14 protein-coding genes are annotated in these 15,459 nt (G+C 53.5%); 5 read left to right on the top strand and 9 right to left on the bottom strand.

Features of this window, described 5'->3' with window-relative positions:
* The 3 genes from AC1931_RS07890 to AC1931_RS07880 are packed head-to-tail and all read left to right on the top strand — an operon-like array spanning position 1 to position 3,108.
* Entirely contained in the window at positions 1–879 is an 879-nt protein-coding gene (locus AC1931_RS07890) for an ABC transporter substrate-binding protein (protein WP_483876703.1), read from the top strand.
* Complete coding sequence (locus tag AC1931_RS07885) at positions 866–1,873, top strand: FecCD family ABC transporter permease (protein WP_483876702.1); 1,008 nt, start codon at positions 866–868, stop codon at positions 1,871–1,873. Before AC1931_RS07890 ends, AC1931_RS07885 begins: the two co-directional genes overlap by 14 nt.
* Entirely contained in the window at positions 1,870–3,108 is a 1,239-nt protein-coding gene (locus tag AC1931_RS07880; RefSeq protein WP_483876701.1) for an ABC transporter ATP-binding protein, read from the top strand. The genes AC1931_RS07885 and AC1931_RS07880 overlap by 4 nt, the downstream gene beginning before the upstream one ends.
* A gap of 49 nt (positions 3,109–3,157) precedes the next feature.
* On the opposite strand, the gene AC1931_RS07875 is transcribed toward AC1931_RS07880, so the two are convergent.
* Together AC1931_RS07875 and AC1931_RS07870 are read right to left on the bottom strand one after the other, a co-directional pair.
* Positions 3,158–5,242: an HD-GYP domain-containing protein gene (locus AC1931_RS07875; protein ID WP_483876700.1), complete on the bottom strand. Its 2,085-nt coding sequence runs from the start codon at positions 5,240–5,242 to the stop codon at positions 3,158–3,160.
* Positions 5,243–5,259: 17 nt separating this feature from the next.
* Positions 5,260–5,724 (bottom strand): prepilin-type N-terminal cleavage/methylation domain-containing protein, encoded by a 465-nt coding sequence (locus AC1931_RS07870; RefSeq protein ID WP_483876699.1) that lies wholly within the window; start codon positions 5,722–5,724, stop codon positions 5,260–5,262.
* Between the two features lie 237 nt (positions 5,725–5,961).
* On the opposite strand from AC1931_RS07870, the gene AC1931_RS07865 reads away from it, so the two are divergent.
* On the top strand, positions 5,962–6,930 hold the full coding sequence (locus AC1931_RS07865; RefSeq protein ID WP_483876698.1) for a GGDEF domain-containing response regulator: 969 nt from the start codon (positions 5,962–5,964) through the stop codon (positions 6,928–6,930).
* 14 nt (positions 6,931–6,944) lie between these two features.
* On the opposite strand, the gene AC1931_RS07860 is transcribed toward AC1931_RS07865, so the two are convergent.
* The 7 genes from AC1931_RS07860 to AC1931_RS07830 all read right to left on the bottom strand — a co-directional run bounded on the left by AC1931_RS07860 (position 6,945) and on the right by AC1931_RS07830 (position 12,269).
* On the bottom strand, positions 6,945–7,541 hold the full coding sequence (locus AC1931_RS07860; RefSeq protein ID WP_483876697.1) for an NUDIX hydrolase: 597 nt from the start codon (positions 7,539–7,541) through the stop codon (positions 6,945–6,947).
* Positions 7,542–7,546: 5 nt separating this feature from the next.
* A complete protein-coding gene (locus tag AC1931_RS07855) occupies positions 7,547–8,110 on the bottom strand; it encodes an elongation factor P (protein WP_483876696.1) in 564 nt (187 codons plus the stop codon).
* A gap of 179 nt (positions 8,111–8,289) precedes the next feature.
* Positions 8,290–8,706, bottom strand: a complete 417-nt coding sequence (locus AC1931_RS07850; protein ID WP_483876695.1) for a PaaI family thioesterase — start codon at positions 8,704–8,706, stop codon at positions 8,290–8,292.
* A 2-nt stretch (positions 8,707–8,708) separates the two neighbouring features.
* Positions 8,709–8,897: a hypothetical protein gene (locus AC1931_RS07845; protein WP_483876694.1), complete on the bottom strand. Its 189-nt coding sequence runs from the start codon at positions 8,895–8,897 to the stop codon at positions 8,709–8,711.
* A gap of 98 nt (positions 8,898–8,995) precedes the next feature.
* Entirely contained in the window at positions 8,996–9,490 is a 495-nt protein-coding gene (locus AC1931_RS07840) for a J domain-containing protein (RefSeq protein ID WP_483876693.1), read from the bottom strand.
* Between the two features lie 96 nt (positions 9,491–9,586).
* The gene (locus tag AC1931_RS07835) at positions 9,587–10,156 is read right to left on the bottom strand and encodes a LemA family protein (protein ID WP_483876692.1); all 570 of its coding nucleotides are present in this window, start codon (positions 10,154–10,156) and stop codon (positions 9,587–9,589) included.
* A gap of 97 nt (positions 10,157–10,253) precedes the next feature.
* The gene (locus AC1931_RS07830) at positions 10,254–12,269 is read right to left on the bottom strand and encodes a hypothetical protein (protein ID WP_483876691.1); all 2,016 of its coding nucleotides are present in this window, start codon (positions 12,267–12,269) and stop codon (positions 10,254–10,256) included.
* A gap of 175 nt (positions 12,270–12,444) precedes the next feature.
* On the opposite strand from AC1931_RS07830, the gene AC1931_RS07825 reads away from it, so the two are divergent.
* Complete coding sequence (locus AC1931_RS07825) at positions 12,445–15,429, top strand: ATP-binding protein (protein WP_483876690.1); 2,985 nt, start codon at positions 12,445–12,447, stop codon at positions 15,427–15,429.
* The last annotated feature ends 30 nt before the right edge of the window (positions 15,430–15,459 follow it).

Raw genomic sequence — 15,459 nt, 5'->3', positions numbered from 1 at the left:
ATGAAAAAACATTTTCTGCCGATAGCACTGTTACTTATCCTTTATTCATGCCCATTATCGGCAGCAAGCTTCACCGATGCCGTCGGGCGGCAGGTTGTTCTGAACGAACCGCCACAGCGCATTATCTCGCTGGTGCCGAGTGTGACGGAGATTCTTTTTGCCCTGGGGGCACAGGAGCAACTGGTGGCGGTGACTGACGCCTGTACCTACCCCGAAGCCGCAACATCCCTGCCAAATGTCGGTCAATATGCCGATCCGAGCCTGGAACAGATTCTCCTGCACCGCCCCGATCTGGTCTTTGCCTCCGCCGACATGAACCGTCCGGATCAGGTCAAACGACTGGAGTCTCTTAATATACCGGTGTTCGTTGTCTATCCCAACACGGTGTGGGAAACCCTCGAAACCATTCGCGCCATTGGGCAAGTAACCGGACACGCCCGCGCCGCTGAGGAACTGGTCAACGATTTTTCCAGACGCCTGCAGCATATTGAAGAACAACTTGAAGATCGCCCCGGGGTCAGAGCACTGGTCTGCGTCATGCTGCAGCCGCTGGTGATAGCAGGCCCCGACACCATCGTCGGCGACATATTGCGTTATGCCGGCGCCATCAATCCGGTTCCGGCGGGCAACAACAATTACCCGACCTGGAACTTCGAAGCGCTGTTGCGCATTGACCCTGAGGTCATTATTGTTTCTGCTCATCCGGGACAGCCGGCCCCCGCAGCGATATTCGATCAATGGCCGCAATTGCAAGCGGTGCGTGAACAACGTATTATCGAAACCGTCGCCGACTGGATCCACCGACCCGGCCCGCGCATGATCCTCGGGATCGAAGCGCTGGCAAAAGCTTTGCACCCGGATATTGATGTCAAGAACTGATCACCACTCTTTTTCTCGGCGTTTCAGCCAACTTGCCCTGTTGCTGTCACTGCCGCTGGCCTTCTATATCAGCCTGAGCACCGGCAGCTTTGGCCTTTCTTTCAATGAACTGACCGCATTGATTCTTTCCGGGCCGGGAGACACCACCGAACAGGTAATCCTCTGGCAGATCCGCCTGCCCCGCGCCCTGCTGGCCGGTCTGGTTGGTGCGGCATTAAGCCTGGCCGGGGCGACCTTTCAGGCGACCCTGCGCAACCCCCTGGCCGATCCTTATCTGCTTGGCGTTTCCGGTGGCGCCGCGCTCGGTGCGGTTGCCGCCTTGACGGCGGGAATCAGCGCAACGCTCCTGGTACCGGTGGCGGCTTTTTGCGGTGCCCTCGGCACCTTGCTGCTGGTCTACCTGGTGGCCCGTGCCCACAACTGCTCCCCCCATACCCTGATCCTTTCCGGGGTGATGGTCGGCAGCCTTGCCGGTGCTTTGCTGTTATTTCTCTTATGGCAAGCACCGGCGGAAGCCACACGCCAGGCTATTTTCTGGATGGCAGGAAACCTGGCGTTGGCTCCTCCGGGAGCTTTGCAGTGGAGTTGGGCTTGGATCGGCAGCGGCCTGATGCTGTTGTGGCTGTATGCTCCCCATCTGGATCTGATGACTCAAGGGGAAGAAACTGCCGCCAACCTGGGAATTGATGTTGGCCGGACACGCTTTATCCTCTTTGCCATTGCCGGCGGATTGACGGCAGCGGCAGTAGCGCTCGCGGGGATGATCGGCTTTGTCGGACTGGTGATCCCGCACATCTGTCGGCTGCTCTGGGGACCGGGACACCGGCGACTGTTACCCTTTGCCGCACTGCTCGGCAGCAGTTTTCTGATGATTGCCGATGCCATCGCCCGCAGCGTTTATGCGCCGGCAGAAATTCCGGTGGGTGTTGTCACCGCCTTGCTTGGCGCGCCCTTTTTTCTCTATCTGTTACAGCGCAGTCGGGGGGAGATGTGATTCAGGCCAACAACCTCCATTTTGCCTTCGAGCGCACGCCGATCTTTCATGGCCTTGAACTGCAGATTGAGCGCGGCGAAATCCTCTCGATCATTGGCCCCAACGGTTGCGGAAAATCGACCCTCCTGCGCCTGCTGCGTGGTCATCTGTACCCTCACAAAGGGGACATCCGCTGGGATCAAACCCCCCTGACCCAGATGTCATCCCGCAGCCTGGCACGCCAGGTCGCCGTGGTTCCGCAGACCACCCACATTGACTTCCCTTTTACGGTCTATGAAATGGTGGCCATGGGGCGCTATCCTCATCGCCAGGGGCTGTTTACCTGGTCCAGCGCCGATGATGACAGGATAATCCATGAGGCACTGGCGTTAACCGATGCGGTAGAACTGGCTAGGCGTCAGGTTACCCAGCTCAGCGGTGGCGAACTGCAACGGGTACTGCTGGCGCGCGCGCTGGCACAAAACACACCGGTATTGTTTCTCGATGAAGCGACCAGCCATCTCGATATCGATCACCGCCTCGAGCTTGCCGAACTGCTGGTCCGTCTCAACCGCGAACAGCATAAAACCATAGTCCAGGTCAGTCATGATCTTGACCTCGCCGCCGCGATCTCCCAGCGGATTCTGATGCTCTCAAGCCATGGCGAAATTGTTGCCCTGGGGACTCCACAACAGGTCATGACCGCTGCCAACCTGCACCGGTTATTCCGGGTCGATCTGAGGGTCGAAACCAATCCCTATACCGGTACCCCGCAAATCACCCCGCTGATCAATACTGCACCGCGCCAGCTGAATCACCTGAGAATCCACCTGTTCTGTGGTGGCGGCAGCGGCCGGATTCTGCTGCGCCGGCTGCATCTGGCCCAGGTCGATCTCAGTGTCGGGCCTTTGAATCAGGGGGACTCCGACCACACGACAGCGACAGCCTTAAGCATTCCCACCATCGAAGAACTTCCGTTTCGCCCCTATTCATCAGCAATCTTAGAACAAACCCGCGAACAGATAGCAACAGCCGATATCTGCGTGATTGCTACCAACTGGTGGGGAGAGGGCAATATCAACTGCCTGGATCTGGCACTGACAGCGCAGCGTTTGGGAAAAGCTATCTATCTGATTAATCCACAGGAACAACATGACTTTACCGGTGGGCGGGCTGCGGAAAAGATCGAGCGGCTGCTCCTGTGCGGCGCCGTCAGTCTGCGCAACGAGGATCAGCTGTTTGAAGAGCTTGCCTGAACTACCGGACCATCACAACGAATGATATCCGGTAATCGTTGATCTTATTTCACGCGGCAATTTTCTTATGAATTTTCAGAAATGCGGCGACTACTGCCGGGTCGAAGGCATTTCCCGAGCCTTCTTGGATGTGGGCAACAACCTTTTCAAAGGACCATCCCGGTCGATAGGGCCGATCCGAGTAAAGAGCGTCAAAGACATCGGCTACCGCAAGGATTCTTGCGCCCAGTTCAATATCCTCACCCTGCAGACCATCAGGATATCCTTTTCCATCCCAGCGTTCATGATGTTGACGAATAATCTTGCGGATAGAAGAAAAGGCGACGATTGGCTCGATAATACGGGCTGCTTCAGCGGGGTGTTCTTTGATGCAATCGTACTCTTCGTCGGTCAGCTTCCCGGGCTTATTTAATATGGGTGAGGGTACTGCAACCTTCCCCAGATCATGCAACAGACCGGCCCGACGCAGGTTGTCGCATTGATCTTGACCAAATCCCATCTCACGAGCAATTTCGATGGTATACTCCGTGACCCGCTCAGAGTGGCCATGTGTCCAGCGACTGTTTGCATCAACCGTGCGCGCCAGCGCTGTCAGGATACCGATATTCAGTTCCCGCAATTCACTGACCATGTTGGTACGGGTCATGGCGATACCCAGCTGATCGACCAACAGCCGGACACTGACCCGTTCCTCTTCATCAACGACATCCCGGCCGTCAATCATCAGAAATGTCGCCCCGGCAAGACCGGAATTGGCACGAAAGCAAAAACAGCTATCCGCATTGGTACCGATAACGTGCCGAAACAGCTCCGGAAATGTCTGACGAGTTATTTCTGCATAACGATCAGGCAGATGAGCCAGCCGAACAAGCTCATCCGACGATAAACCGACGATCGGGTTCAGTTCTGGCGCCCCGGTCTTTGTGCCGTTGCAGTGCCACACTTCGGCTGGCGCACTTACAGAATGATCGACCAGTAACAAATGCCCCTGCTTAACGTTGCTTGCTGACCTGATTGCGCGTTGGAAGGCGGTAACGATTGCGGAGCGACCTTCGGTTGAAAGAATATGCTGAACCGCTTCGCCCATATGCTTATGGCGAAGAACCTGGTGTTGAATTCGAGCCGTCATCAGGTTGAAAGAATCCGCAAGGGTTTGAAACTCGTCCCGACTGGTGACCTGTACATTGAAACCGAAATCCCCTCGTCCGATCTTTCCGGTTGCCTCTTTGAGCTGTTTGAGCGGATGAAGAATCTGTCGCACCAGAATGCTTGCAGCAAGCAGAATAATCCAGAACGCCAACAGTGCGGTTAGACCTGCGTTGCGTTGAAAGTGGACAATTTCGGCAAACGCCATAGAACGCGACTCAGCCACAAAAACACGCCAATCCTCTGTGTTGAACTGGGCCTGCATGAAAAGATCCCAGAAACCGACCAGCAGGGAATCATCCCCATTGTCGATCTCTACAAACGGCCGACCGCGCTGTTCATGAATTTGAGGAGTCAAACTTTCATTAATCGGGATATCCGGATAATCGACAAGGATAGGCTGATTGTGTTGGTTGGTGATCGCCAGTAAGGTATCGCCGGGGAGAAATTCTTCAGCTGTCCTCCACAAATAGGAATTACTGATCCGTCCGACGCCAACCCCGCGGTGACCATGAATATCATGAACAAATGTCCATAAGTACAAATCAACATCAGCACCACTTCCACTGACCTCTAACATTGGGAAACCACTGTTGAGCCAGTCATCAATTTCCTGACGATATTGGGGCCGACTTTCTTGATGGTCCGTTTGTGGATCGAAAAACCAGACGGCGGTCAGGCGCTGGCTATCTTCATCAGCAAGCAATCGGACAACAGGAGCAACTTCTAGCGTAGGATGCAGATCGACCTGCGTGGCCAACCGCTGAAGATCGTTTGAGATGGTCATCAGCTCAGCAACCATGAGCATACCGATATTTTTACCGACGTAGCGCAGGCGATGGGAGGTGGCATCCGCCGCATTGTTGTAAACATTATAAAAGGTCAGAAAGGCCAGGCTGCTGATAGGAATAGCAGCACAAAGCAGCACGGTCAAAAAAATCCGCCGTGATACCTTGCCGCGCAAAAAGTTTTTATTAATAATTTTCATTCGCTGGGCCTGTTGATTCAAAAATCCTTGCCGTCACCAAAATAACCGCCATCCCGGGCACGAATAATGTCATCATGGCTGGCCTTCGCGGTCAGGGCCAACTGCGTCGTGCCATCGGGGCCCATGCTCCAGAGATCATAGTCTGAGTTGAGTGGATGCAGATTTCGATCTTTCCGAGGTCTAACTTTGCCCGGACCAGTCAACGGCTGGTCCTTAATCAAAATGAACTGATAAGGGTTTCCCCAGGGGTCCTTTTTGTCAATGCCCGCCTCGGCCAGGCTCGTCGGAAGACGACCATGCTCAGCCTCAAAGTTTGAAATTTCATGTTCAATACCTTTAAGTTCGGAAATAACATTATCCTGTTTGATCTCGAGCAGGAGATCCCGGTAGGTAGGCACAGCGATGGCAGCAAGGGTTGCCAGAATGGCCACTACCATCATCAGCTCAATAAGTGTAAATCCGGCGATCCTGTTCTTCCTCAAGCACGGTCTCCGCATGAAAACTATAACCAGTAAAAAAATAATAATTAAAAGAAAATAATAATATATAAACAATCCTCCGGGCGGTCAAGTTAATACTGCACAGAAAGCTCTTCAGATGGTTTTCAATGCCCTTATCCAGCCCACCTCTCTTGCGGTGCTGGTTTGACAGAAAAACGTCCCTGGCATATATCTGGTAAAAATGGAAAACTTTATACATATACATGCAGGAATTCCACCATGTCCACCACCGACCGCCACCGCATTCTGATCGCCGATGCCGACCTGATGGGTCTTGCCAGCCTGATCGGGACCTTGAAGGATCGTTATCAGGTCGTTACCGCCAACTCCAGCGATCAGCTTTTCAAACTGCTAAATCAGCAATCCATCGATTTGTTGCTGCTGGATACCAGACTGCCGGGAGAAGACCCGTTCCAACTCTGCGAGAACCTTCGGCAGGACGATCAAACCACCCACCTGCCGGTCATCATTGTTGCGCCACAAGCCTCACCCCAACAGGAAGAAAAGGCTTTTGAGTGCGGTGCCTCCGATTACATTGCTCGTCCTTATACCGCTCCTTCGGTCAACGCGCGGGTAAAAAATCAATTAAAGCTCAGTGCCGCACTGGCTGAACTCAAGCGTCTCAACACCCTGGCCCTCGATGCCAACCCTAACACCGGGCTGCCGGGCAATAACAGCATTCATCAGGAACTCGAGCGGTTGTTGAACAGCAATGAAGAGTACTGCGTTATCTATGCCGACCTCGATCACTTCAAGCCCTACAACGATGTCTATGGCTTTGCCCGTGGCGATGACATGATTATCTTTACGGCAAACGTCATCCGTGTTGCCCTGCATGCTGCCGGCTGCGGCAATGCCTTTCTTGGTCATATCGGCGGGGATGATTTCATGTTTACCCTGCCATCAAGTGCCGCGGCGCGGGTTGCTGATGATATCTTACGGCGCATCGATCTGGGAATTTCTGAATTTTATGGCGCCGATGATCGTCAACGCGGCCACATTGTGGCGGCTAATCGCGAGGGAGTGAAACAGCTTTTTCCTTTGGCCAATTTAAGTCTGGGGGGTGTTGATCTGGCGGTGCGACGCTTTAGCAGTGTCCTGGAGATGATCGACGCCTGCACCGAGATGAAGAAACTGGCCAAACAGAGCAAATCCAGCAGCGTCAAAATCTGTCGGCGACGCGGATAACCATAAATAGTTGATCAGAAGTGCTCAGGGTGACGAAAGGAAAGCTCGAAGCGTTCGAGAAAATTCTGCAGCAGGCGGTAGGTAATTCCCCACAGGGGACGGTTGCTCCATTCTGAGAGATCGACAACCGGATGGCGACGGCCGGCACCGCGATAGTAAAACTCATGCAACCGATTGCGCGCCGGATCAAGCAACGTGCGAAAGGGCACCCAGAATAGATCGACCACTTCACGATTGAGGCAAAAGTCCACCTCATGGTCAAGCTGATAGACAAAACAGGCAATGTGAATCGATAAGTAAGCCCCGGCCAGATCGTCACTGCGACCAAGGTACTGTTGCGGAGAAAGCGTCAGGCCGATTTCCTCTAAGGTTTCCCGCTCGGCGGCGGCCCTCGGGCCAGGGTCTGTTGGATCAACGCCTCCCCCCGGGAAAGCCAGATCTCCCGACCAGGGATCCAGCTCATGCTCGGCGCGGCGGATAAACAGAACCTCCGTTTCACCGGCCTGTTCTCGCAGCAGCATGGCCACTGCCGCCCGGCGAAAATCCCGCTGCGTTAGCAGTTGTGGCTGATGATGAGTCAGTCCCGTTCTGATCTGTTGCAGGTCAATCATGGCAATTATGCTCGGGAAACGAACCGGCACTCACGCGTATCAACCTTGATTTTTTCACCGTTTTCCAGGTACCCCGGCACCTGCACACTGATCCCGGTTTCAAGAACCGCCTCCTTGGTTTGAGCGGTAGCGGTGGCATGGCGAATCGCCGGAGCGGTTTCGGTCACGGTTAATTCCACCACCTGCGGGAGGTCAATAGTAACGACCTGATCATTATAGACCCCGAGGGTGACTTCGGCGCCTTCGAGCAGGTAGCCACGAATATCTTCATAGATATCCCCGCCCAGCTCATACTGTTCAAAATTTTCATTATCCATGAACACGCCCTGGTCATCAGCAGCGTATAAAAACTGCCCCCTACGACGGGAGAAATCGGCCTCGTCGAAACGGTCGCCCGATTTGAATGAACCACTCAACACCTGACCGGTCAACAGATTGCGATATTTTGTTTTGACCAGGGTATTACCGCCACGGGCGGTCGGCGACTGAAAACTGACATCCACCACCAGGCAGGGGGCAGCATCCTGCTGAAAAATCACCCCACGACGAAAATCACTTGCTTCGATCATAAATTGGGATACTCCTTGAAAAGAAATACTATATCTGTTCAACGCCGGATCGGGGATCCTATGTCAAGGGACGCTTTTCGTCATCCCTGACCGCTTGTTGTCACCATCCATGGCGACAAACACCCTTGCCACAGGACCCCCGACCCTGCGCAAGGACAGTGTTGAATTTACGAAATACTTTACTTTTCATCAGACTCCGGCAGCAGCGATGCGCTCTTGCGATACGCCGTTCCCTGAAACTGAGCAATCAGTTGCCCCTGCTCATCATGAATATCGACCTGGTACACCCCGAGGCGTCGATTGCAGGAAACCTCGCGCGCTTCAGCGACAAGGGTACCACCCAGTGCTGCATTGATAAACGCCATGCTGGTATTGATTGCCAACGCCAGTTGCCCGCGGCTGTTCACCGCCGCCGCAAAAACAAAATCAGCCAGGGCAAACAGAGCACCACCATGGACGGTATTGGCGCCATTAAAGTGAAATGGCTGGACCACCATGTTCGCGGTCGCAAAACCGGGCTTTACTGCGAGCAATCTGAACCCGCAATGACGAGCAAAATGATCGTTGGCGCGAAAAAAATCAAGATAATCCTGCACTATCATCCCCACAGATTGTCGGAAAATTTTTTGGCCAAGGGACGCGGATTGTGAAGATGTTCCGCCTCGTTGGCCTTGGCGCCGCATTTACCACAAACGACAGTGGGCTTATTTGAGCGCCGATCCATCTCTTCCATCAGCCCCTTGGCCTTGAGTTCACACATTTTCAGTTGTGCCGCTGCATCTTCCATAGAAAACTCCTGTTGAGGTTAGGTCAACTTAGATGAAAATCATAGCCGCATCGGGGTGTACAGCGCAAATAGAACCGGTGAGTCAGGGAGAAATGACGTTATGTGGGCGTTTTTTTGCGCTGCACTTTGCGGAACACCCCATCACTACCACGGCGATATTGGGGGTTCTCCTTTTCCAGAGCACGATGATAAAAAAAATTAAAAGAGGGGGTTTTATTTGGTTTGGCAACGACCGGACGAACTCGTGCAGGCGCAGCCGGAACCTCCTCCGGGGCAAAGATCGCCTCTAGGAGGGAAGTGACAAAGCGGCTGAATTTTTGTGCCGGGTCAAGATGTGTCGTCGGTTCTGTAGAAGCAGGCGTGGGCTTACCCTGGTGCCGTATGGCGAGTTCTTCATCATAACGTGCGCGCCGGACCGGGTCGGAGAGAATCCGATAGGCGCTGTTGACCTGACGGAAGAGTTCGGCGGCCGTTTCTGAGCCGCGGTTGGTATCGGGATGAAAGCGCTTGGCCAGACTGCGGTAGGCACCTCTGATCCGCGGCTGATCAGCGTCAGGCGGGATACCCAGCAATCTGTAGTAGTCTATTGCCATGAAAAACGTCCTAGCTCTGCCCAATGGATGTTCACCGACAAATCCGGATCAAAAATCGGTCATCCTTGTGCTTATCGGCTATATCAAGCAGAAGCTTTAACCTGCAGCAAAATTCACGCTGACATCCTGACGATGTTCGGGATCAATGATCCAGAGGGTACTCGGCTGAAACTTGAACATATTGGCAACGACCAGATCTGGAAATTGGGCAAGCCGGGTGTTGTAGATGGTTACCGAGGCATTGTAAAGTTCACGGCGGTCGGCAATCTGATCCTCAATTTCGCTGATCCGGTAGCTGAGCTGCCGAAAACCGGCATCGGCTTTGAGATCGGGGTAACGTTCCACCACCATGAACAGGGATTTCAGGGTATCGGTGAGCATATTCTGGGCTTGCAGCTGCTGCTCGTCGGTTCGCGCCGAGTTGACCATGGAACGAGCCTTGACAACCGCTTCGAGGGTTCTCTGCTCGTGCTGCATGTACCCTTCGCAGACCTTGATCAACTTGGGGAGCTCATCGTAGCGCTGCTTTAACAGCACGTCGATATTGCTCCAATCCTGGCTGATCGTATTCTTCAGGGCAATAAAACCATTGTAGATGACGATGGTATATACAATCACTGCGACCAGCAGCAGCAACAACACACCCAATGTGATCCAACCGGTCATGATCAAGCTCCTTTTCAGGTAAAATGGAAAGACTATTGGTATCAATTCAGCGCAGGGCCGGGGATCCTGTGGCAAGGAAAGAGCTGAATAGTTACGATCATTGTATGTAGCTTAGCAATAAATAGATGGAGGTCCCCATTAAGATGGTGCTTAACAATAACAAACCAATGGCCATATTGCGATATGTTCCGGTTAAATGGGTCTCGGAATGGGTTTCAGCGATAATCAGCGGTCGCCCCGGCCGGCGGCCGATGACGATATGATCTTCCTGGCGGCGGCGCTGCTGACTGCGCTTAATCAGCCGCTGATGGTACACCTGTTCTTCCATCTGTGCTCGCGCCCCATCCCATTCATCAACACAGATTTTTCCGTCACCGTCAAGATCAAACTCTTTTAAACGCCGCGGATCATGCTTAAGATCACGCAATGCCGTCTTTACCTCTTCGCCCAGAGATTCACCTTCTGCCGGTTTATTGGATGCAAAACCGAGTACATAGAGCAAGGTCCCTTCAACAACAATCTCTTCCAGCCATTTTTCCGTCTGATCGGTATCAAAACGGGTCAGGCTGACCTGACCGGGAAAACCCTCCTGCCGGGTTACTGCGCGAACGCGTCCGCCGGCTGGATTAATTTCGATGCGGCCGGTATCATCTTCGAGAAAAAAAGAGGCGTTATCGCTGGAGGTGGCACTGATCGCCTGCCAGCGGTTGTTTTTGTCCTTGCGATAGCGGGTCAGGCGATAGTAGACACAGGGGGTATGGGACATGGGGGTCACCAGGGCATACTTACGCAGGGCCCTGCCCTTGATTTCTACCATGCCCATCGCCACCGAGCGGATCCGACTGGTCGGAGTATCCTCGATCTTGCGCTTGATATGCAGATGATAAAATCCATAAGCAAATGACAGAACCGCCAGGGCAAAGGGCGCCGCGCCCGAAGCCATGCCGTGATAAGCGATCTGGTCGATCAGGTCACTGCGATCAGCCAGCAACAGCAGAGCAAAGACTAAAAAACCAGCACCAAAGGCGATCAGGGTCCTGATGTGTTTTGCGCTCCAGGCCGCGGGCACACTTGGCGGGGGGGCCGGCAACAGCGGGGTCGCTGTCCGGCGCCCTGAGGCACCCCGATTGTTCGATCCTGCCCTGTCATCGTCACCATCATCACCCATAGCCGCGGTTATTTCATCCATCAGGGGCTGCTGCCCCACAGCTGTTTCCCGGACTATTTCTCCAGCAGCCAGCAGGGGTGCCGTCAGCACGGCTCCCAACCCGCCTGGTGCTATATTCTGATCCCGGTTGCTGCCAGTCCGGCGCGGCAACGACCCATAGCGCCAGAGATCGGCCATCAACCAGCCATAGCGGGTCATGCAATTCAGATTATGGCGTAAGGCATCCTGATCATTCTTATCCGCGCGGCGCAACTGACAACCGGGCAACAGCGCCAGCCCGAGATCGGTATGAAGTTGAAAAGCAGCGGATTGCTGTTCCAGCAACTTGAGCAGCACATCGAGATTTTTACGACTGCTTAAAGTGCCCGCATCACCCAACCCTTGGGGGTTGAAGCGCCCGGGAAAGACCCGCACCGCTGCAGTTATTTTTTTGTTTTCGTCAAGGCGATAAAAATCAAGAACAGGTTGTCCCTGGAGAATCATGCTGAAAACTTGCTGCTGGTCTTCAGCTTGCATTGTCTCGCGCCCGCGGTAGGCGTTGCTGGCCAGCATGCGTGCCATCAGCTTGTCCGCCAACCCACCAGAGACGTCAGCCAGCACCGCCAGAACGGTTGCACCCTGAACAAACTCAATCTCCTCGTTCCGGCAGGCAAACCGGATCCGGCTATCTGATACTTCAAGTCCATAGATCCGCAGAGAAGGAAAATCGGGGAGAACAGGTTCAATCAACCAATGGGAAAGACCAACTTCGGTCAGGGTTGCCGAAATCTGTTCCAGCTCGTAGCGCCTCCCCTGGGCGAGTTGGGCCAGGCTACGGCCAAGCAGGCGCTGACGGCTCTGAAACATGTCAAGCTGGTGGCGTTCAAACAGCAGGCGCAGAAAGTCCTCAAACCGCTCCGGCGGCCGGGCATATTGCTGGACAATAAGAAGGAAATCCTGGGACATACGAGCTGACCTGGTCATTAGTTGGTTTTTATGAGTATAATCACACAGTCCATGACACAGCAAGTATTAAGTAAACACAATAACCATTTGGAGTTGCGCTAAACAGATGCTAGTATGCGGAAAATCCTGTTAAGTAAAAAGTTTGCGCACCAGCACTCATATTGAGGGGTCCGGCATGATTCGTTGGCTTAAGGGATCCATTGGCAAAAGTCTTGCTTTGCTGCTGATCATTGCACTGATTCCCGCCTTCAGCATTCTGGTCTTTAGTGGTTTTGAGCAACGGCAAATTGCTATCAAAGACGCTGAAAAGAGCATTCAACTCCTCACCCTCAGTATGGCACAAGCGCAGTTTGATCTCGTCAATACCAGCCGCAGCATCCTTGCTACCCTGGCTTTACTGCCGGAAATCCGGGAATTTGACCTAGACGCCAGTGAAAAAATATTTCAATCCCTGATCAAACAGAACCCCGAATTCCAAAACTTCACCCTGACCGATCTTGATGGCGAGGTTCTGGCTTCTGCTCTGCCCTTCGAGGGGATAAACCTAGCCGACCGCAAACATTTTCGTCAGGCCGTTGGCTGTGATGATTTTGCCGTAGGGGAATTTATCATATCGCGGGTTGGAATAGCCGAACCCGCCCTGGCCTTTGCCTACCCGATCAGAAAAGCGGATGGTAAGGCCCGCGGTGTACTGACCGCCGCCGTCAACCTTGCGCGATTTTCCGCATTACAGAACATTCCGCAGTTGTCGGAAAAATCCTTTATTGCCGTCACCGATCACCAGGGAATCCGCCTGTTCTATCAACCCAGCCGTCCCGCTACTAATCCGATTGGTCAGTCTATAGCGCAAGACGCATGGGACAAATCCCGCGCTGCGCAAGAGGAAAGAATATTCAAAAGTATCGGATCAGATGGTACGCATCGTGTCATTGCCTTTAGGCCGATCAGTCTGAGTCCCGATACCCCTGCCTATGCCTATGTATGGGCCGGAATCTCCGAGCAGGAGGTTCTCCAATCCGCCAACGCCATTCTGACCCGCAATCTGTTGTTGCTGCTGGGAACCATGATAGCAACCTTAATCCTGGCCTGGCGCATTGGCCGCGTTACCCTGGTCATACCGATAACAACCCTTGCCAGGTTCAGTCGCAACCTGGATTCAGGAAGCCTCTTGGAACGTCCTTCTATCGGGCTTGCGCCAAAGGAGATCACAACCCTGAGCGATACCCTTTTCGACATGGCAATCAGGATCGACGCCAATCGTCAAAGCTTAAGTGATAGTGAAGCGCGCTTTCGCCTGATCATGGACAGCCTCGATGCCCTGGTCTACGTAGCGGACATGCAGACCTACGAAATTCTTTTTATCAACCGCCAGGGCAGAGAGATTTTTGGCAATGTCACCGGCCAGATCTGCTGGCAGGCCATTCAATCGGATCAATCCGGACCATGCCCTTTTTGCACGAATCATTTGTTGATTGATGACCAGGGACAATCAACCGGTATCCATACCTGGGAATTTCATAACACCAGGAACCAGCGTTGGTATTACATCATGGATCGAGCCATCAACTGGATAGATGGAAGGATCGTGCGCCTGGAAGTAGCTACCGATATCACTGACAAAAAAATGGCCGAGCGCGCCCTGGCCGCAGAAAAAGAACAACTTGCCGTCACCCTCGACAGCATCGGCGATGCGGTTATCACCACCGACACCGACGGGCAGGTGATGCTGATGAACCCGATCGCCGCAGAGCTTACCGGTTGGAAAATCAATGAAGCGACAGGCCGTCCCCTCGCCGAAGTTTTCAATATCATCAATGAGCAAACCGGTGAACCGTGCGAGGGTCCGGTGGAAAAAGTCTTAAGTTCCGGACAGATTATTGGACTGGCAAACCATACGGCACTGATATCCCGTGATGGCCAGATGCGCAGCATCGCTGACAGTGGAGCTCCAATCATTACCGGCAGCGGCGAAACCATCGGCGTGGTTCTGGTATTCCGTGATGTCACCAATCAGTATCGCCTCGAACGTGAGCTCGAAAAAGCTCGCAAGATTGAGTCCCTGGGGCTGCTCGCCGGCGGCATCGCCCACGATTTCAACAACATGCTTTCAGCAATTCTTGGCAATATTGATCTGTCTCTACTCGATTCCAATCTCACTGAAAAAACCCGTAAACGCCTCAAGGATGCGACCAAAGCATCTCTGCGTGCTCGCGATCTGACCCGGCAACTCCTGACATTCGCCAAGGGGGGGCAACCGATCAGGCAAACAGCCTCCCTGCCGGAAATTATCAAGGATTCAACAGATTTTATTCTCCATGGTGCGGAGGTGTCCTGCCAATACAATTTCGCCGAGGATCTGCCGCTGGTGGATATTGATACCAACCAGATCAGTCAGGTGATTCAGAACCTGGTCCTTAATGCCGTACAGTCCATGCCACGAGGAGGGGTTTTTACCGTCTCCGGCACTATCGCTGAGCCTAATCAGATAGCCGGCACACCACTTGATCCCGCCAGACTATACGTGCGGGTGACCATCAGCGATCAGGGTGAAGGAATCCCTGCTGAAATCATCGACAAGGTCTTTGACCCCTACTTTTCCACCAAATCCCAGGGTAGCGGGTTGGGGTTGTCTATCGTCCACTCGATTGTCACTAAACATGACGGCCACATTCAGGTTGAATCATCACCAGGGCAAGGCACCACCTTCGGCATTTACCTGCCGGCCTCAGTGAGAACATTGCAGGAGCTCAAGGTTCAACCTGGAAAACATGTGAACAACGGACTTCAGGGTAAAGTGCTGGTGATGGATGATGAGGAACCGGTGCGCCAGACCATCTGTATGATGCTTGAGGAATTCGGGTTGGAATCGCTGGCGGCAATTGACGGAGAAGAGGCCGTTCGTCTGTATCGGGAACATCTGGGCAAGGAATCTGCCATCACTCTGACAATTCTCGACCTTACCGTCCCCGGTGGCAAAGGCGGCAAAGAAACAGCACAGGAAATTCTTGCCCTTGATCCTGATGCCCGCATTGTCGTATCAAGCGGTTACTCTCAGGATCCGATCATGGCTAATTATCGAAAACACGGATTCTGTGCGGTTCTGGCAAAACCTTTTGATCTCAGCGAACTCAGCGCGGTATTAACCCTGCGTTCGTCGTAATTATTAAGCGTCACCCGTGACGCCGGGTCG

The sequence above is a fragment of the Pelovirga sp. C15f genome (genome assembly GCF_057178085.1).
This window is presented reverse-complemented; position numbering and strand designations above follow the sequence as displayed.